This window comes from Streptomyces silvisoli (assembly GCF_029269905.1).
GTDB classification, from domain to species: Bacteria; Actinomycetota; Actinomycetes; order Streptomycetales; family Streptomycetaceae; genus Streptantibioticus_A; species Streptantibioticus_A silvisoli_A.
In genome coordinates, this window is sequence record NZ_JARJBC010000003.1 from 112,740 (window position 1) to 129,995 (window position 17,256).

Consider the following 17,256-nt stretch of genomic DNA (forward strand, 5'->3'; position numbering starts at 1 on the left):
GGGTCGCCGTCAGGTCAGTGGCCTTCTGTCATGGAGGAGTTGGCCGGTGGGCCCGTCCTCGTCCAGGGTCGCTGCCCACACGACACCGCGTGCGCTTTCACTGGCGGGACGTGCGTCGTCTTCGTCGCCGCGTTCGGGGTGGGTGGCGGTCTCGCCCGGGTCGACGGCGTTGACGAGGATGGGCGTGTCCTTCAGGGCCCGAGCCAGCACGGTGGTCAGGACGTTGAGCGTGTGTTTGGCGAAGGAGTGGGCCGGTGCGCGCAGGCTGGCGCCGAGGTCGAGCCCGGTGGCGATCTGCTGGGCGGAGATGCTGGAGACGTTGACGATGCGGGCGGCGGGGGCGGCTTTCAGCAGAGGCAGCAGCGACTGGACCAGACGCCAGGGGCCGACCACGTCGACCTCCAGCGCGGAGCGCACGGCGTCGGGGTCGGCGTCCAGCGCGGACAGCACGGTGAAGTCGACGGCGTCGGATGCGTTGTTGACCAGGGCGTCCAGGTGGCCGAAGGTCCGGGCGAGGTAGTCGGCGGCCTCGTCCATGCTGGCCGCATCGGTGAGGTCGAGGCGAAGGGCTGTCGCCTGGTGTTTTTCCTGGCGCAGTTGTGCGGCCAGGGATTCGGCGCGGGAGACGTCGCGCGCGGTGAGGATCACGTGGTAGCCGAGCTCGGCGAGTTGGCGGGCGACCGCGAAGCCGAGGCCTAGTGGGCGGCTGGTGCCGGTGATGAGCGCGGTCTTCGTCGTCATGCCGTTTTCCTTACGTTGCAGGAAGGGCCTTGCCCGGTGCTGTTGGTCCGCCCGGCCCAGGGCAGGGAGAACTCCACTCCCGGAGCCCGGGTTCACCCTTGGGCCTGCTGTGAGTGCTTGGGCAGGAGCCCGACGAGCAGCAGGGTCAGGAAGTACAGGCCGGCGCAGATGGCGAGGATCAGTTGTGCGGCGGCGAAGTAGGAGTGTGTGGAAGGGTGTCCCACGCGGGCGAAGAACGCGGTGCCCAGAGCGGCGACGCCGATGGCGTTGGCGAACTGCTGGACGGCGTTGAGCATGCCCGCGCCGGTGCCGACTTCCTCGGCGGTGGCGTCGCCGAGGATGAAGTCGAACAGCGGGATGAACACCAGGCCCGCGCCGAAACCGGTCAGGAACAGCGACGGTGTCAGCTTCCACACCGTGATGCCGGTGCCCCAGTGGGCGGTGGACCACCACAGGGCGAGCAGGCCGATGACGGCGATGGACAGCCCGATGTGCAGGGCGGCACGCCCCAGCTTCCCCGCGAGCGTTCCGCCGCCGAACAGAACGGCGACGGCGGTGCCCAGGGCCCAGGGAATCAGCGTCAGGCCGGTGCGCAGCGGCGTCCAACCCATGCCGAGTTGCAGTAGCAGGTTGACGACCAGGACGAACGCGCTCAGCGCGCCGTAGAACCCGGCGACGATCATCAGGCCGACCACGAAGCTGCGCTTGCGGAACAGGGACGGTGCGATGACCGGATGGCTGCTGCGGCGCTCGGAGACGACGAACAGCGCGAGCATCACGACCGAGCCGGCCATCATGGTGTAGGTCCAGGCCGGCCAGTCGAGTTCGCGCCCCTGGATGAGCGGGATGATCAGCAGGGTGGAGCCGGCGGTGAGCAGGCCCACACCGGTCAGGTCGAGGCGGGCGCCGGGATCCTCGCCGCCACGGCGGGGCAGCACGCGCCAGCCGAGCGCGAGGGCGATGACGCCGAAGGGCACGTTGATCAGGAAGATCGAGCGCCACTGGCTGCCGAACAGGTCCAGGTGCAGCAGCCAGCCGGCGAGGATCGGCCCGCCGACCGTGGCCAGGCCCATGATCGGGCCGAACGGCATCAGCGCCTTGCGCAGGAGTTCAGGCGGGAAGACGATCTTCACCAGCGCCATGCCCTGCGGTATCAGCACGGATCCGAACAGGCCCTGCAGCAGTCGCGCGACGATCAGGAAGGCGGGGCTGAGGGCGAGTCCGCAGGCCAGCGAGGTGAGGGTGAACCCGGCCATACCTATCAGGAACAGTCGGCGGCGGCCGATCAGATCGCCGAGTCGGCCCGAGGTGATCAGACCGAGCGCGAAGGCCGCGGTGTAGGCGGACAGCACCCACTGCAGGGTCATCGGCCCGCCACCGAGGTCGGCCCGGATGGACGGCCCGGCGAGGTTGGCGACGCTGGAGTCGATGAGATCCATGATCTCGCCGAGGAAGACGACAACAAGCACGAGCCACGCGGCACGCAGCGGCAGCACGGCGTTGACGCCGCCGGGCGAGGAGCACTGTTCGGTATACACGAACGGCATTCGACTACTGGAACGATGCTCGTGTCAAGCCGAACAGCGTTCGCCAAATATGGAACGAAGTTCGTTCATCCGGTATGCTCCGAACATGCCACCGACACCTCAGCAACGGCGCGCAGCGCGGCACCATCAGCCCGTTCCCGATGCGAGTGCGCCGCCGGCGCGAGGTCGGCGAGCGAAGCCGATCACCGTGGACGCCGTCGTCGACGCGGCCCTCGACATCGTGGCGCGCGACGGTTACGAGGCCCTGACCATGCGCCGCGTGGCAGCCGCTTTGGACACCGGGCCGGCATCGCTGTACGCCCACGTCGTCAACAAGGACGACCTGGACGAGCTGCTCATCGGCCGTCTGTGCGCCGAGATCGACCTGCCCGAGCCGGACCCCGCCGCCTGGCGGGAGCAGATCACCAGCGTCTGCACCCAGATGCGCGACCAGTACCTGCGCTACCCCGGCATCTCCCGGGCCGCGCTCGCTGCCGCCCCCACCAACGAGGACACGCTGCGCCTCGCCGAAGGCATGCTCGGCATCCTGCTCGCCGGAGGCGTCGCCCCGCAGACCGCCGCCTGGGGTATCGACTCCCTGACGCTCTACGTCAACGCCTACACCCTTGAGCTCTCCCTGCTAAGCCGCTCCGGCAACGAGTGGGTCGTCAGCCGGGACGAACTGCTGAGCCGGTTCTCCAACCTGCCCGACACCTTCCCGCAGACCAAGCGCTATGCCGCCGAACTCACCACAGGAACCGACCACGAACGCTTCGACTTCACCATCGACCTGATGCTCGACGGTCTCGCGTCCCACCGAGGCCAGGCGCAGGCAACCTGACTCGTCCCTGGGGTTCCGCGGTCCGCGCTCTCTCTGGCACGGCGAGGAGTCAGAGTCGCGCGCCGTCCTCCCCACGTTGCTGATAGATGGTCTCCGCGTGGCGCCGCAGGACCTCGGCCCACTGACCGGGGTCACGCGCGATCGAGATGCCGCCCGCCAGCACGTAGAGCTGCCGTTCGTTCAGGGGTTGCTGCGTGTTGGTCGCCGGGTCGACCAGGTTGGCGAGGTTGGTGAGCACTCGCGCGATGTGATCGGCGTCCTGCCCATCGAGTTGCACGTTTTCGGCCATGGCCGGGAGCGTAGCGACCGGAAGACAGACAGCGACTCGAACTCCCCCTGGGCCTTGGGCCGTGTGGATTACGAGATCGACCGGGAGGCGGCACGGCCGCCGGGCGGGGCGGTGTGCCGGATGCCGCCCGAGGAGGAGTAGCCGGCCACCCTGCGGCTTCCACAGCCAGCGCGCGGGCTGCCACCTACCAAACCGTCGGTACCCGCACGACGTGCACTCACCGAGGCGGCCGGGTCAGACATACGGGTTGCAATCAGGAAAACGAGTGAAACAAATCGAATAGTCCGCTTTGCTGACGGCGCCGCAAGGGTGCCGGAAGCATCGACGTTCTTCGACGACATCGGAGGTAGGCATGGCACGCCTGAGCCCCGTCGATCTGCAGAAGGCTCTATCGGGAGCCGACTACCCGACCGACCGCGACAAGTTGATGGAGCGCGCCAAGCGTAACCACGCCCCCAAGGAGGTCACGGAGGAGCTCTCCCACCTGCAGAAGAAGACCTACGAGAACCCCGCCGAGGTGAGCAAGGCCGTATTCGGCGAGTAGTGCCCACCGACGTACCGTCGCGAACGCCGGGCGGGTCCGACGCAGAGGGCAAAGTCGGACCCGCTCGGGACGACCGCACGGACGGCACCGCCGAGGCGGTCGCCGAACGACATCCCGATATGGCACTGCTGCGACCAGGCAGGAACCTCGGTGCCTGCGGACGCAACCTCATCGCCCGCCAGGTGGAAACGCCCTGTCTGGCTTTCTGTGACGATGACACCTGGTGGGAGCCGGGTTCGCTCACGACGGCGGCCGACCTTCTCGAAACCCATCCACGTGTCCGGTAGCCCTCCGGGAGGCGGGAGACGAAGTCGTGGGCGTTGGCGGCGCGTGCGGCGGCCTCGTTCCTGGCCCGCTAGCGGAGCGAGCCCGCTGAGGGACCGTCCGCAGGATCAGTTCGGTTCCGCGGCCTTGGGCTTCCAGCGGTGTTCGACCTTGGCCAGCCGCCAGTAGGTCAGTGCGCAGGCCCAGACCACCACGAACAGGCCGACGATGATGAAGCCCACGTTGTTCAGGTCGATGCCGGAGATCCAGTTGGTGACCGCGTCGTCCAGGTTGAGCTGGTCGTGCAGCACGCCGACCAGTTCGATGGTGCCGATGAGGAAGGCGACCGCGATGGACAGGCCGGTGATGGTGAGGTTGTAGTAGACCTTGCGCACCGGGTTGGAGAAGGCCCAGTGGTAGGCGAAGTTCATGAAGGTGCCGTCAAGGGTGTCGAACAGGCTCATTCCGGCGGCGAACAGCAGCGGCAGGCACAAGATCGCGTACCAGGGCAGTCCGGCGGCGGCGCCGGAGCCCGCCATCACCATCAACGTCACCTCGGTGGCGGTGTCGAAGCCGATGCCGAACAGCAGGCCCACCGGGTACATCTGGCCGGGACGGGTGATGGACTTGGTGAGCCGTCCCAGGATGCGGTTCATGAAGCCGCGCGAATCCAGGTGCTTCTCCAGTTCGTGCTCGTCGAACTGGCCCGCCCGCATGGCCTTGAAGACCCGGTAGATGCCAGCCAGGGAGAGCAGGTTGAGGGCGGCGATCAGATAGAGGAAGCCCCCGGAGACGCTGGTGCTGACCACGCCGAGCGTCTGGCGGGTACTGGAGTTGTCATTGGTCAAGGTGGTGGCGAAACGCGCTCCGGCCGCGATACCGCCGGCGAGCAGGACCACGATGGTGGAGTGGCCGAGGGCGAACCAGAACCCGACCGAGATGGGGCGCTTGCCGTCGGCCATCAACTTGCGGGTGGTGTTGTCGATGGCCGCGATGTGGTCGGCGTCGAAGGCGTGCCGCATGCCCAGGGTGTACGCGGTGACGCCCAGACCGAGGCCGAAGACCTGCTTGCCGACGGTGTAGTGGTGTGGCGCGACCATCGCCACCAGGATCGCGAAGGCGACGACGTGCAGTGCGGCTATCACCGCCAGCAGACCGCCGGTGCGTATCCAGTCCTTGCGTTCCCAGCGGATCACCGGCGTGGCCGGAATCACCACTTCTGCGGCGGCTGTCGGGGAGTTTTCGGACAGGGTCATCTCAGGGAGCCTCTCCAGCACCTCGTGGACGGGGACTTGTGCGGTGCCGTGGCCGGTCTCCTGGCTGACGGGTCGAACGCCGACGCACCCGACCTTCCCAGCGACCCGAAAGTCACCAGTGGCGACCGCCTGGCGGCGGAGGTGCGTCAACTCCCCAATCACAGTGGCGAGGGCCGCTCCGGACTTCAGCCCTTGTCAGGGCTGTCACCGGTCTTCCCGAGCACCACGGCGGGACCACGGTAGAGGTCCGGCCATTGTGGCTACAAGTCTGCGAAGGTACGCAGGTGTCTTGGTTGCCAAGGGGAAACGCGGCGAGAATGGCCGCATGCACCTGGTTCCGCCGGACCGCGCGCACCAACGCGCCACTGACGAACCACCGGCATCCGGGACACCGCGGTCTCCCAGGCACTGAGGCTGCTCCGCGCATCCGGCGCAGTCCAAACCGACAAGGACGGCCGCATCGTCCGTTACAGCCTGCGCGCCCCCGAGATCGCACGCCTCCTCGATGCCATTGGGCCACGCCCACCCCATGGGGCCGCTGAAGCTGGCCGACCTGATCGGGCTCGACACGTCGCCTCGATCGCCGAGTCGTTCCAGAGGAGTAAGCGGGAGGCGCGAGGGCGGCGCTTCCCGCCCTCCGCTCATTTCAAGCTCCGCGACCGCGTGTTTCAGCTCACCATCCGAATGATGGACGTGCCCCACCCGGTCATTGGACGGCCCCTTAGGCTGGCCGGTGCAGCTGGTTCGCCCCGTCCGCCAGGCGGGATGCGTCGTAAGAGGGAACCCGGTGGGAATCCGGGACTGCCCCGCAGCGGTGAGCGGGAACGACCGCCGTCATACGCACTGGGCCCATCCGGGCCTGGGAAGCGACGGCCAGTAGGTGTCCTCCTCGGTGAGGACGTGCCCGCGAGTCCGAAGACCTGCCAACTGCCCCTACTGGAAGGACCGCGTCACCGCTGCCGACCTCCGCGCCACCGCGGCCGAACTTCGCCGCGCGAACTGGCAGGAGCTGGTCGGAACCGGTATCCACGAGGTGCCGACCGGCGACTTCTCGTACTACGACCACGTCCTGGACACCACCGTCATGGTCGGTGCGATCCCCGAACGCCATCGCGCCGCCGTCGAATCGGACGCCATGGACGGCTACTTCGCGATGGCCCGCGGCACCCAGGACGTGGCGCCGCTGGAGATGACCAAGTGGTACGACACCAACTACCACTATCTCGTCCCGGAGTTGGGACCGGACACGGTCTTCACTGCCGACTCGGGCAAGCAGGTCGCGGAGTTCAAGGAGGCTCTCGCTCTGGGTCTGACGCCGCGGCCCGTCATCGTCGGCCCCGTCACCTACCTCCTGCTCGCCCAGCCCGCGCCCGGCGTGGCAGCTGACTTCGATCCGCTGACGCTGCTGGACCGGCTGCTGCCGGTGTACGCCGAGATCCTCGCCGACCTGCGGGCCGCGGGCGCCCAGTGGATGCAGTTCGACGAGCCCGCCCTGGTCCAGGACCGCACCCCAGCCGAACTGAACGCCGCCCAGCGCGCTTACCGCACCCTCGACACACTCGCCGACCGGCCCAAGCTGCTGGTCGTGAGGCAGGGCCCGGCGTGTACGACATCCACTCCCCACGCGTGCCGAGCGCACAGGAGGCCGCGGCCCTACTGCGCACCGCGCTGAAGGCGATCCCCGCCGAACGGCTGTGGGTCAACCCCGACTGCGGGTTGAAGTCCCGCGGTTGGCCGGAGACCTGTGACTCGCTGGAGAGCCTGGTCACCACGGCCCGCACGGTTCGCGCTGAGCTGCTCCCGTCCTGAGCCTGCCGATCACGAAGGGCCGGGACGCCTCGCGCGTCCCGGCCCCGGCTGGCGGGCGACTGACCATCGCCCCGGACCGGCGCACGTACGTGCCGTATCCGGTGGCCGGCACGGCACCGGGTCAGCCGCCCGCGCAGCCACGTCGCCGTCGGACGCCTCTTCTGTGGGCCTCTCGGGCACGCCGAACCACCCCTCTCTCCGGGGAGATCCGCCCCGGGTCCGTCGAGAACATGGACGCCAACCCCACCGTCTACCCCGGTGAGTCGGCGCTCGCGATCGTCGAGGAGTTCGTGCATCTGCGGCGTCTGTCAACGCAGGGCCACTCCACGCGGCACGTCGAACAGCAAATCGGTGGCTTGCGCGACCGGCTTGCCCACGACGTCCGCAAACCGGGATTCCTGGCGGTCACAGCGAGCATCGGCAGTCGGCTGTGCGGCTTCGGTACGGCCGTGCGGTCGGTGGACCCCGTTCCCACGCATCCCGCGCCGGACGCCTGGCGTTCGCACCAGCCGCTGGCGGACGCGATGCAGATCACGGACCTGACGGTTGCACCCGTGGCCCGAGGCAGAGGTGTCGGCACGAGGCTGCTGGACGTCCTGCTGCTGCCCGCGCTGGACGACCGGGCCTGGGTGGCCGCCGATCCGGGCGACCGGGCCACGATGACCTTCTTCCGCTGTCGTGGCTGGCGGCAGATCCTCTTCCCCTCTCCCGGCAAGCCAACCGACGGGCGTACGCAGGTCGTCTTTCTCGCTCCGTGCCATCCAGCGCTCACCGATGCGTCAACCGCTTGGTGCTGAGGGCCGGGCGCCAACTCCCACCACGTGCGCGGTCGCACGTCACACACTTGAAGAGAACAAGGTCACAATCGCGCCCTCTGCCGCTCGTCTGTCGACCTGCCCTAGCATCCGGGCATGACGGTCCTGCCTGACGACGGGCTCTCCCTGGCAGCCGAGTTTCCTGACGCGACACACGAGCAGTGGCAGCACCTGGTAGCGGGTGTTCTACGCAAGTCGGGCAAGGAAGTCTCGGACGCCGAGGCGGAGCACGCCCTGTCCACCGCGCTGGAGGACGGGCTGCGCACCCTGCCCCTGTACAGCGCGCGCGACACCGCGCCCGACCCCGGTCTGCCCGGCTTCGCGCCCTTCGTGCGCGGCGGCCGGGCCGAGGGGAACACGGTCGGCGGCTGGGACGTGCGCCAGCAGCACACGGTCGTGGACGCTGGCTCAGTTCTGACCGACCTGGAGAACGGCGTCACTTCCCTGTGGCTGGTCGTCGGCGAGTCCACCGGCATCCCCGTCCCGTCGCTCGACCGCGCCCTCGACGGCGTCTACCTCGACCTGGCACCCGTCGTCCTGGACGCGGGTGCCGAAGTCGAGCCAGCCGCACGGCGGTTGCTGCGACTGTACGAGGAACGGGGCGTCGCGGCGGACGCGGCACGCGGCAACCTGGGCGCCGACCCGCTGGGCCACGAGGCCCGCACCGGAGGCTCGTATGACTTCGCGCCCGTGGCCGAGTTGGCCCAGCTGTGCGCCGCGCGGTATCCGGGGCTGAGGGCGCTGACCGTGGACGCCCTGCCGTACCACGAGGCAGGGGGTTCGGCGGCGCAGGAGCTGGGCTGCTCCCTGGCGACGGGTGTCGCCTATCTGCGCGGGCTGACCGCAGCCGGGTTGGATGTCGAGCAGGCCTGTGCCCAACTGGAGTTCCGGTACGCCGCGACCGCCGACCAGTTCCTGACCGTCGCCAAGTTGCGCGCGGCGCGTCGGCTGTGGGCTCGGGTGGCCGAGGTCTGCGGAGCACCGCGGGCGGGCGCGCAGCTCCAGCACGCGGTGACCTCGCCGGTGATGATGACGCGCCGCGACCCGTGGGTGAACATGCTGCGCACCACGGTCGCGACACTTGCCGCGGGCGTGGGGGGCGCCGACGCGGTGACCGTGCTGCCCTTCGACCACGCGCTCGGTCTACCGGACGCCTTCGCACGTCGCATCGCCCGCAACACCTCCACCATCCTCATCGAGGAGTCGCACCTGTCCCGGGTGATCGACCCGGCGGGCGGCTCCTGGTACGTGGAGCGGCTGACCGACGAAGTCGCCCACGCGGCCTGGGAGTTCTTCCAGGAGATCGAGCGGTCGGGCGGTCAGGCGGCCGCCCTGCGCTCCGGCATGGTCCGCGAACGGCTGGCCGCTACCTGGTCCGTGCGCAGCGCGAAGCTCGCCAAGCGGCGTGAACCGGTCACCGGGGTCAGCGAGTTCCCGTACCTGGCCGAGAAGCCGGTCGTCCGTGCTCCCGCGCCCGAGCCACCGTCCGGGGGCCTGCCCCGCGTGCGGCGGGACGGGGCGTTCGAGGCGCTGCGTGCCCGTTCCGACGCCCATCTGGCCGCGACGGGGGCCCGGCCCCGTGTCCATCTGACCGCTCTCGGGCCGGCCGCCGCGCACACCGCGCGGCTCACCTTCGCCGCCAACCTCTTCCAGGCGGGCGGCATCGAGCCCGTCACCGAGGAGACGTTCGAGGAGAGCGGGGCGCGGGAGGTCTGCCTGTGCTCCAGCGACGCGGTGTACGAGGAGCAGGCCGAGGCCACCGCACAGGCGCTGCGGGCGGCGGGCGCGCGGCACGTGTTCGTCGCGGGCCGTCCCGGAACGTACGCGGGCGTGGACGCCTACGTCTTCGCCGGCTGCGACGCCGTCGCCGTACTCTCCGCCACGCTCGACCGCATGGGAGTGTCCTGATGTCCATCCCCGACTTCTCGGCGATCGAGCTGGGGAACCCGGCCGCCGACGGCAGCCCCGACGAGTGGCGTACGTCGGTGAAGAAGGCGGCCGACGGTGCCGATCTGCTCTGGGAGACGCCCGAGGGCATCGCGGTCAGGCCGCTCTACACCGGGCAGGACCTGGAGGGCCTGGACTTCCTGGGCACCTACCCGGGCATCGCGCCCTACCTGCGCGGCCCGTACCCGACGATGTACGTCAACCAGCCCTGGACGATCCGCCAGTACGCGGGCTTCTCCACCGCCGAGGAGTCCAACGCCTTCTACCGGCGCAATCTGGCGGCCGGTCAGAAGGGCCTGTCGGTCGCCTTCGACCTGCCCACGCACCGCGGTTACGACAGCGACCACCCGCGGGTGACCGGTGACGTCGGCATGGCGGGCGTGGCGATCGACTCGATCTACGACATGCGGCAGTTGTTCGACGGCATCCCGCTGGACCGGATGACGGTGTCGATGACGATGAACGGCGCGGTGCTGCCGGTGCTCGCGCTGTACATCGTGGCGGCGGAGGAACAGGGCGTAGCGCCCGAGAAGTTGGCCGGGACCATCCAGAACGACATCCTCAAGGAGTTCATGGTCCGCAACACCTACATCTATCCGCCGAAGCCGTCGATGCGGATCATCTCCGACATCTTCGCGTTCACCTCGCAGCGGATGCCCCGCTACAACTCCATCTCCATCTCCGGCTACCACATCCAGGAGGCGGGTGCGACGGCCGACCTGGAGCTGGCCTACACCCTCGCCGACGGCGTGGAGTACATCCGGGCCGGGCGGGACGCGGGCCTGGACGTGGACGCGTTCGCGCCCCGGCTGTCGTTCTTCTGGGCGATCGGCATGAACTTCTTCATGGAGATCGCCAAGCTGCGCGCGGCCCGGCTGCTGTGGGCCAAGCTGGTCAAGCAGTTCGAGCCGAAGAACACCAAGTCGCTCTCGTTGCGCACTCATTCACAGACCTCCGGCTGGTCGCTGACCGCTCAGGACGTGTTCAACAACGTCACGCGCACCTGCGTGGAGGCGATGGCGGCGACCCAGGGCCACACCCAGTCGCTGCACACCAACGCCCTCGACGAGGCGCTCGCGCTGCCCACCGACTTCTCCGCCCGTATCGCCCGCAACACCCAGCTGCTGATCCAGCAGGAGTCCGGCACGACGCGCGTGATCGACCCCTGGGGCGGCAGCGCGTACGTGGAACGGCTGACGTACGACCTCGCCCGCCGGGCCTGGCAGCACATCCAGGAGGTCGAGCGGGCGGGCGGCATGGCGCAGGCCATCGACGCGGGCATCCCCAAACTGCGCGTCGAGGAGGCCGCGGCCCGCACCCAGGCCCGCATCGACTCCGGGCGGCAGCCGGTGATCGGCGTGAACAAGTACCGGGTGGACTCCGACGAGCAGATCGAGGTGCTCAAGGTCGACAACTCCTCCGTGCGCGCCCAGCAGATCGCCAAGTTGCGGCGACTACGCGAGGAACGGGACGAGACCGCCTGCCAGGACGCGCTGGACGCCCTGACCCGGGCGGCCGACGGCGAGGGGAACCTGCTGGAGCTGGCGGTGCGCGCGGCCCGGGCGAAGGCGACCGTCGGAGAGATCTCGTACGCCCTGGAGAAGGTGTACGGACGGCACGCGGGCCAGATCCGTACGATCTCGGGCGTGTACCGCAACGAAGCAGGCGAGTCCCCGTCCGTGGACCGTACCCGTGGTCTCGTCGACGCCTTCGCCGAGGCCGAGGGCCGCCGACCGCGCATCCTGGTCGCCAAGATGGGCCAGGACGGCCACGACCGCGGGCAGAAGGTGATCGCCACCGCCTTCGCCGACCTCGGCTTCGACGTGGACGTCGGCCCGCTGTTCCAGACCCCGGCCGAGGTGGCCCGCCAGGCCGTCGAGGCGGACGTGCACATCGTCGGGGTGTCATCGCTGGCCGCCGGACACCTCACCCTCGTACCGGCGCTACGCGAACAGCTCGCCGAGGAGGGGCGCGAGGACATCATGATCGTGGTCGGCGGAGTGATCCCGCCGCAGGACGTGCCGACGCTGCTGGAGATGGGTGCGACGGCCGTGTTCCCGCCCGGCACGGTGATCCCGGACGCCGCCCACGACCTGGTCTCCCGGCTGGCGGTCGACCTCGGGCACAGCGACCTGTGAGGCCGTGAGCCCATGGCCATCGACCTCGACACGTACGTCAAGGGCGTCCTCGACGGCAAGCGGGCGGTCGTCGCCCGCGCGATCACCCTCGTCGAATCCACCCGCCCCCAACACCGGGCACTGGCCCAGGAGTTGCTGACCGAGCTGCTGCCGCACAGCGGGAAGGCCCGGCGGATCGGGGTCAGCGGTGTACCGGGCGTGGGCAAGTCCACGTTCATCGACGCCTTCGGCACGCTGCTGACCGGGCTCGGACACCGGGTGGCCGTGCTGGCCGTCGACCCGTCCTCCACCAGGACCGGCGGCTCGATCCTCGGCGACAAGACTCGGATGGAGCGCCTGGCCGTCGACCCGGCGGCCTTCGTCCGGCCCTCCCCCACCGCCGGCACGCTCGGCGGTGTCGCCAAGGCCACCCGCGAGTCGATCGTGGTGATGGAGGCCGCCGGCTACGACGTGGTGCTGGTGGAGACGGTCGGCGTCGGCCAGTCCGAGACGGCCGTCGCGAACATGGTCGACTCCTTCCTTCTGCTCACCCTGGCCCGCACCGGAGACCAGTTGCAGGGCATCAAGAAGGGCGTTCTGGAGCTGGCCGACGTGATCGCCGTCAACAAGGCGGACGGTCCGCACGAACGCGACGCCCGCACGGCGGCGCGTGAACTGGCCGGTGCGCTGCGGCTGATGCACGGCAAGGATGCCTTCTGGACACCGCCGGTGCTCAGTTGCAGCGCACGGGAGTCGACCGGTCTGGACACCGTCTGGGAGCGGCTGGAGCAACACCGCACGCTGCTGGACTCCAACGGCCGCCTCACTGCCCGGCGCCGCGACCAGCAGGTCGACTGGACCTGGACCATGGTCCGCGACGAACTACTGGGCCGCCTGCACGCCGACCCGGCGGTCCGCTCCCTCGCACCCGCCCTGGAGCAGCAGGTCAGAAACGGTGAGCTGACGGCCACACTAGCCGCAGAACGCATCCTGGACGCCTTCACACCGTCAAGGCTGCGCGACTGATGAAACGTTTCCCGTACCACAACCTGTGGGCGAGGCGGCTGGTGTCGCGCCGACGCGAAGGCGGGTCCGCAGGTGGCCGGATGCGGTCCCATAGGACTGGCCGCCTGCGACGCCTACCGTCGGCCACCAGGTACCTGTGTCGCGTACCTCAGTGAGTCTGTGGTTGCCGCTGAGCGCAGTGCGGACAGATGCCGGTGAGCGCGGTCAGCGTGCGGTACACCGTGGACAGCCCGACAGGCGATCCACCGGACAGCAGACGTTTGTGCAGGGCCTGGGCGCTGACGAAGTCCCCCGCCGCGACCAAGTCGGCCAGTACGACCGCGCGTTGCGGCGTCGGGCGTCCGATCGCCGCCACTTCCTGGGATGGCTCGCTGTGAGGTCGGTTCCTTGACATCACCGGGCCTTCCCTAAGCCCTCCGCGGGATCTGCGGTGCGAGTGGGCGAACTGGGCGGGGGCTGGGCGGTCATGCCGCGCTTTCACCGGCAAGCGGTGTCCGGGGTCTGCTGTATGCGTTGCGGATCCAGCGTGCCCCGTGGGCCAGGAGGTAGCCAGCGAAGGCGAAGGCGGTCACGAAGAAGCCGACGGGCCAGTTCGTTTGGTAGGCCGCGGCGATCGATGCCCAGGCGGTCAGTAGCGCGATCACCACCGACAGGACGACGGCGTGCAGCGGTCGGTCGGTGAGGCAGCGGGCCGTGGCCGCGGGGCCGACCATCAGGCTGAACATCAGCAGAGCGCCGACAACAGGTACGGCCGTGGTGGTGGCCAGGGCGACCACGACGAGGAAGGCAATGTCGATGCGGTGGTTGCGGATGCCACGTGCGGCGGCCAGCTCGGGTGCCACCGAGGTGAGCAGCAGCGGCCGATAGAGCACGGCGATCGCGCCCAGGCACAGCGCGCCGAGCAGCGCGGTCAGACCGATCTCGTTGCCACTGACCCCCAGTACCTCTCCGAACAGCAACGAGTAGATCTCGGGGGCGTATTCGGTGCTCCAGCTGAGGAACAGCGAACCCGCACCTAGCATCATCACCAACGCCAGGGCGGTCACCACGTCATGACGGCCGCGGCGGCCGAGCATGCCGATGCCGAGCGAGGCTCCGAGCGCGAACGCCCCAATCCCGAAGATGGTGTTGAGGCCGAGCAGGCTGGCGCCAGCGGCCCCCGCGAAGGCGGCCTCCGGCACGGCGTGGGCGACGAACGCCGATCCACGCAGGACGACGAAGAATCCGACGACGGGGGCGACCACAGCCACGATGGTCGCCACAACCCAGGCGTTGAGCATGTAGTCCGCGAACACCTCAGCCCTACCTCACCGTTGACAGGGGTTGCCCCGTGACCGGTGCCCCGGCACGGCGTTGTCGGACGCGTACCGTCCGAAGGCGGCTGCCGAGGTCGGTGAGCAGGTAGACGGTGAAGAGCACGGCCACCACGCAGAAGCTCACCGGCCACCCCTTACCAGCTGGCGGCCACCGGTAGCTGTCGTAGGCCAGGACGATGCCGACCCACGTCGATACCATCCCGATGACGCCGGCCAACACCATCGCCACGGCTGGGCGCTTGGTCAGTCGTAGCGCGGTCTCGGCGGGTCCGATCAGCAGTGCGGAGCTGAGGATCGTGCCCACCGTCACCGAGGAGAGTGCCGCCGACAGTGCCAGGATCAAGAGGAACGCGACGCCCAACGTTCGCACCGGGATGCCGCGGGCCGCCGCCAGCTCCGAGCTGACCGAACTGAGCAACAGCGGACGGTACAGCAGAGCGAGGAGCACCAGGCAGGCGATGCCGAGCAGGATCATGGCCGGCAGGGTGATGCCGTTGAGCGCGAACAGGGAACCGAACAAGATGGTGATGGTCACCCCTGTCGTGCTGTTGGCGATCGTCTCGAAGTAGAGGAACAGGGCTGACAGGCCGAGCGCGGTGCTCAGCACCAGCCCGGTCGCCACGTCCCGGCCGCTGCGTCGCTGTGCGCCGACCAGTTCCATTGCTCCGGCGACGATGAAGCCGCTGGTGACGAAACCCCACAGGGGTGTGATGCCGACCAGGAACGCGGCGGAGCCGCCAAGGGTGCCCAAGGCGCTCAACGCGTGCCCGGCAAAGGACTGTCCGCGCAGCACGGTGACCACGCCCACCGCTCCCGAGACGAGTGCGACGACCGCCCCGGCGAGGACCGCCGTGCGCACCGGCTCGCTGTGGCCGAAGCCCGGGGCGAAGAGGGCGTGCAAGATGCCTTCCATCACAACCTCACCGCCCCTCCACAGACGCGTCGGCGGCGGGGGCTCCTGACTGCCGGGGAATCGCGTCGAGCCAGACGTGCGAACCGGAGACGACCAGGACCCGTCCGTCGGCCCGAAGGACGTTGACCTGGTGGCCGTACAGCTTGCTCAGCACCTCGGTACGCACCACCTCGTCGGTCGTCCCGACCGCCACCCGGCCACCGGCCACATAGACGACTCGGTCCATCACGGGAAGCAGCGGGTTCATGTCGTGTGCGGAGAGCAGGACCGCGATGCGCTGCTGCTCCGCGATGCGGGCGAGGAGATCGACGATCTCCTGGCCGCTGCGGATGTCGAGATTGGCCAACGGCTCGTCCATCAAGAGCAGTTGCGGGCGGCTGATGAGCGCGTGGGCGATCAGTACGCGCTGCAGCTCGCCGCCGGAGAGGTTGCCGACCCGGGCGTCGGCGAACGCCGTGGCGTCGACGGCATCGAGCATCTCCTCGACGCGTTGCCGGCGTTGCCGGGACGGAGTGCGCGGTCCGACCTTCTCGCCGTCCAGCCCGAGGGCGACCAGGTCGCTGGCGCGCAGCGGGGCATCGGGGTCGATCAGCACTTTCTGCGGGACGTAGCCGACCGAACGGTTACGCCGCGCGAGCGGGCGGCCGTTGACCAGGACTGTGCCTTCCGCGGGTGCCAGCAGTCCCATGACGACCCGCAGGATCGTAGTCTTGCCGGCACCGTTGGAGCCGATCAGGCCGGTGAACTCCCCTGGCGCGAGTGAGAATCCCACTTCGTCGAGGATCTGCCTTCCTCCCCGCCACACGCTGACGCCCTCAAGGGCGAGGACGTCACCGCGGCGCATCTCGTCGCCGGTCATCACAGGGTCGGCGCCGACTTGCCGTTGGCCACGGCGTTCCTCAACGCGGAGACCTCGGCGTTCATCCAGGACTGGTAGGTGTAGCCGGGCGTCGGCATGGTCTCGTAGACCCCGACGACGGGGATGTTGTTCTGCTTGGCCAGCGTCATCAGCGACTGCGTCAGGGAATCGGTGACCTGCTGGTTGTAGACGAAGACCTTCGCCTTGTGCTGGATGAACAGCGCCTTCTCGGTGGCGACGTCCTGCGGTGAGGGGTCGGTGCCGTTCATCACGTCGGCCTGGAACGCCCAGGGGGTCAGGTTCTTGAACCCGAGCGCGTCGAGCAGGTAGTCGGCCACCGGCTCGGTGGTCGCCACCGCAGCGCCGGGAGCGGATGCCTTGAGTTGCGAGATCGCCTGGTTCCACGGCTGGAGTGAGTTGTCGAACTTGGCGGCGTTCGCGTCGAAGTCGGCCTTGTGCGACGGGTCCATGGCCGACAGGTCCGCGGCGATGGCCTTCGCCACCGCGGGCATCGTCGTCGGCTTGAACCACAGATGCGGGTTCGGCGTGGAGTCCGGCAGGCCGAGCAGCTTCTGCACGTCGATCACCTGACGGTGGGAGTTGCTCGATGCCTGCTCTATCTTGCCCATGAAGTCGTCGTAGCCCACTCCGTTCTGGACGATGAGCTGGGCGGAGCTGACGGTGTGCGCGACCTTGGGGTTCGCCTCGAAGGTGTGCGGGTCCGTGTTCGGGTTGCTCATGATCCCGGTCACCGACACGTACTGACCGCCGATCTGGCTGACGGCATCGGCGTACTCGTTCTCCGCCGCCACCACCTGGATCGTCTTACCGGTGCTGGCGGCGCCGGTCTTCGACGAAGAGGACGAGCACGCGGTGGCCGTCACGGCTGTCAGGGCCACCACGGCGGCGATGAGCCCGGTGCGTATGGACGACCGGGCGGGACGGGAGGCGGGGGCGGCAGACATGCGGGGGCTCCTTCGAACGATGCCGACA

16 protein-coding genes, 2 pseudogenes and 2 riboswitches are annotated in these 17,256 nt (G+C 69.1%); of the genes and pseudogenes, 9 read left to right on the forward strand and 9 right to left on the reverse strand.

Annotation, left to right across the window (positions count from 1 at the left end; all coding sequences use genetic code 11):
• Positions 1-9 precede the first annotated feature (9 nt).
• Positions 10-741: an SDR family NAD(P)-dependent oxidoreductase gene (locus P3G67_RS06065; RefSeq protein WP_276092544.1), complete on the reverse strand. Its 732-nt coding sequence runs from the start codon at positions 739-741 to the stop codon at positions 10-12.
• Positions 742-833: 92 nt separating this feature from the next.
• Positions 834-2,288: an MFS transporter gene (locus tag P3G67_RS06070; protein WP_276092545.1), complete on the reverse strand. Its 1,455-nt coding sequence runs from the start codon at positions 2,286-2,288 to the stop codon at positions 834-836.
• A gap of 85 nt (positions 2,289-2,373) precedes the next feature.
• Here P3G67_RS06070 and P3G67_RS06075 point away from each other — a divergent pair, with 85 nt between their 5' ends.
• Positions 2,374-3,108 carry a TetR/AcrR family transcriptional regulator gene (locus tag P3G67_RS06075; protein ID WP_276092546.1) on the forward strand — a complete coding sequence of 245 codons (735 nt, stop codon included), beginning with the start codon at positions 2,374-2,376 and terminating at the stop codon, positions 3,106-3,108.
• A 49-nt stretch (positions 3,109-3,157) separates the two neighbouring features.
• Here P3G67_RS06075 and P3G67_RS06080 read toward each other — a convergent pair whose 3' ends face one another.
• Positions 3,158-3,397: a hypothetical protein gene (locus tag P3G67_RS06080; RefSeq protein WP_276092547.1), complete on the reverse strand. Its 240-nt coding sequence runs from the start codon at positions 3,395-3,397 to the stop codon at positions 3,158-3,160.
• 352 nt (positions 3,398-3,749) lie between these two features.
• On the opposite strand from P3G67_RS06080, the gene P3G67_RS06085 reads away from it, so the two are divergent.
• Together P3G67_RS06085 and P3G67_RS06090 are read left to right on the forward strand one after the other, a co-directional pair.
• Positions 3,750-3,941 carry a DUF2795 domain-containing protein gene (locus tag P3G67_RS06085; RefSeq protein WP_276092548.1) on the forward strand — a complete coding sequence of 64 codons (192 nt, stop codon included), beginning with the start codon at positions 3,750-3,752 and terminating at the stop codon, positions 3,939-3,941.
• A 77-nt stretch (positions 3,942-4,018) separates the two neighbouring features.
• Positions 4,019-4,222 (forward strand): annotated as a pseudogene (locus P3G67_RS06090) (glycosyltransferase family 2 protein); the annotation flags it as partial.
• Positions 4,223-4,333: 111 nt separating this feature from the next.
• Here P3G67_RS06090 and P3G67_RS06095 read toward each other — a convergent pair.
• Positions 4,334-5,461: a HoxN/HupN/NixA family nickel/cobalt transporter gene (locus P3G67_RS06095; protein WP_276092549.1), complete on the reverse strand. Its 1,128-nt coding sequence runs from the start codon at positions 5,459-5,461 to the stop codon at positions 4,334-4,336.
• Between the two features lie 33 nt (positions 5,462-5,494).
• Positions 5,495-5,704: riboswitch (cobalamin riboswitch) on the reverse strand.
• Positions 5,705-6,184: 480 nt separating this feature from the next.
• A riboswitch (cobalamin riboswitch) is annotated at positions 6,185-6,403 on the forward strand.
• Here P3G67_RS06095 and P3G67_RS06100 point away from each other — a divergent pair.
• The 6 genes and pseudogenes from P3G67_RS06100 to meaB form a co-directional block, all read left to right on the forward strand.
• Positions 6,396-7,046 (forward strand): annotated as a pseudogene (locus tag P3G67_RS06100) (5-methyltetrahydropteroyltriglutamate--homocysteine S-methyltransferase); the annotation flags it as partial. Its footprint overlaps the riboswitch before it by 8 nt.
• Positions 7,047-7,087: 41 nt before the next feature.
• The gene (locus tag P3G67_RS06105) at positions 7,088-7,270 is read left to right on the forward strand and encodes a hypothetical protein (protein ID WP_276092550.1); all 183 of its coding nucleotides are present in this window, start codon (positions 7,088-7,090) and stop codon (positions 7,268-7,270) included.
• Positions 7,271-7,500: 230 nt separating this feature from the next.
• Positions 7,501-8,067, forward strand: a complete 567-nt coding sequence (locus P3G67_RS06110) for a GNAT family N-acetyltransferase (protein WP_276092551.1) — start codon at positions 7,501-7,503, stop codon at positions 8,065-8,067.
• A 114-nt stretch (positions 8,068-8,181) separates the two neighbouring features.
• Positions 8,182-9,993: a methylmalonyl-CoA mutase family protein gene (locus P3G67_RS06115; RefSeq protein WP_276092552.1), complete on the forward strand. Its 1,812-nt coding sequence runs from the start codon at positions 8,182-8,184 to the stop codon at positions 9,991-9,993.
• Positions 9,993-12,170 carry a methylmalonyl-CoA mutase gene (gene scpA, locus P3G67_RS06120; RefSeq protein WP_276092553.1) on the forward strand — a complete coding sequence of 726 codons (2,178 nt, stop codon included), beginning with the start codon at positions 9,993-9,995 and terminating at the stop codon, positions 12,168-12,170. The genes P3G67_RS06115 and scpA overlap by 1 nt, the downstream gene beginning before the upstream one ends.
• Positions 12,171-12,182: 12 nt before the next feature.
• On the forward strand, positions 12,183-13,175 hold the full coding sequence (gene meaB, locus P3G67_RS06125) for a methylmalonyl Co-A mutase-associated GTPase MeaB (protein ID WP_269854844.1): 993 nt from the start codon (positions 12,183-12,185) through the stop codon (positions 13,173-13,175).
• Between the two features lie 148 nt (positions 13,176-13,323).
• On the opposite strand, the gene P3G67_RS06130 is transcribed toward meaB, so the two are convergent.
• The 5 genes from P3G67_RS06130 to P3G67_RS06150 form a co-directional block, all read right to left on the reverse strand.
• On the reverse strand, positions 13,324-13,569 hold the full coding sequence (locus P3G67_RS06130; RefSeq protein WP_276092554.1) for a transcriptional repressor: 246 nt from the start codon (positions 13,567-13,569) through the stop codon (positions 13,324-13,326).
• Between the two features lie 70 nt (positions 13,570-13,639).
• Positions 13,640-14,470, reverse strand: a complete 831-nt coding sequence (locus P3G67_RS06135) for a metal ABC transporter permease (protein ID WP_276092555.1) — start codon at positions 14,468-14,470, stop codon at positions 13,640-13,642.
• A 7-nt stretch (positions 14,471-14,477) separates the two neighbouring features.
• The gene (locus tag P3G67_RS06140; protein ID WP_276092556.1) at positions 14,478-15,404 is read right to left on the reverse strand and encodes a metal ABC transporter permease; all 927 of its coding nucleotides are present in this window, start codon (positions 15,402-15,404) and stop codon (positions 14,478-14,480) included.
• Positions 15,405-15,411: 7 nt separating this feature from the next.
• On the reverse strand, positions 15,412-16,263 hold the full coding sequence (locus P3G67_RS06145) for a metal ABC transporter ATP-binding protein (RefSeq protein ID WP_276092557.1): 852 nt from the start codon (positions 16,261-16,263) through the stop codon (positions 15,412-15,414).
• On the reverse strand, positions 16,263-17,228 hold the full coding sequence (locus tag P3G67_RS06150; RefSeq protein WP_276092558.1) for a metal ABC transporter solute-binding protein, Zn/Mn family: 966 nt from the start codon (positions 17,226-17,228) through the stop codon (positions 16,263-16,265). Before P3G67_RS06150 ends, P3G67_RS06145 begins: the two co-directional genes overlap by 1 nt.
• Positions 17,229-17,256: the final 28 nt, after the last annotated feature.

Bases quoted from the DNA above. Each gene is read 5' to 3' on its own strand.
- P3G67_RS06080 (WP_276092547.1), bottom strand. From the start codon at position 3,397: ATGGCCGAAAACGTGCAACTCGATGGGCAGGACGCCGATCACATCGCG.
- P3G67_RS06140 (WP_276092556.1), bottom strand. From the start codon at position 15,404: ATGGAAGGCATCTTGCACGCCCTCTTCGCCCCGGGCTTCGGCCACAGC.
- meaB (WP_269854844.1), top strand. From the start codon at position 12,183: ATGGCCATCGACCTCGACACGTACGTCAAGGGCGTCCTCGACGGCAAG.
- P3G67_RS06115 (WP_276092552.1), top strand. From the start codon at position 8,182: ATGACGGTCCTGCCTGACGACGGGCTCTCCCTGGCAGCCGAGTTTCCT.
- P3G67_RS06065 (WP_276092544.1), bottom strand. From the start codon at position 741: ATGACGACGAAGACCGCGCTCATCACCGGCACCAGCCGCCCACTAGGC.
- P3G67_RS06070 (WP_276092545.1), bottom strand. From the start codon at position 2,288: ATGCCGTTCGTGTATACCGAACAGTGCTCCTCGCCCGGCGGCGTCAAC.
- P3G67_RS06085 (WP_276092548.1), top strand. From the start codon at position 3,750: ATGGCACGCCTGAGCCCCGTCGATCTGCAGAAGGCTCTATCGGGAGCC.
- P3G67_RS06130 (WP_276092554.1), bottom strand. From the start codon at position 13,569: ATGTCAAGGAACCGACCTCACAGCGAGCCATCCCAGGAAGTGGCGGCG.
- P3G67_RS06150 (WP_276092558.1), bottom strand. From the start codon at position 17,228: ATGTCTGCCGCCCCCGCCTCCCGTCCCGCCCGGTCGTCCATACGCACC.
- scpA (WP_276092553.1), top strand. From the start codon at position 9,993: ATGTCCATCCCCGACTTCTCGGCGATCGAGCTGGGGAACCCGGCCGCC.
- P3G67_RS06075 (WP_276092546.1), top strand. From the start codon at position 2,374: ATGCCACCGACACCTCAGCAACGGCGCGCAGCGCGGCACCATCAGCCC.
- P3G67_RS06095 (WP_276092549.1), bottom strand. From the start codon at position 5,461: ATGACCCTGTCCGAAAACTCCCCGACAGCCGCCGCAGAAGTGGTGATT.
- P3G67_RS06110 (WP_276092551.1), top strand. From the start codon at position 7,501: ATGGACGCCAACCCCACCGTCTACCCCGGTGAGTCGGCGCTCGCGATC.
- P3G67_RS06145 (WP_276092557.1), bottom strand. From the start codon at position 16,263: ATGACCGGCGACGAGATGCGCCGCGGTGACGTCCTCGCCCTTGAGGGC.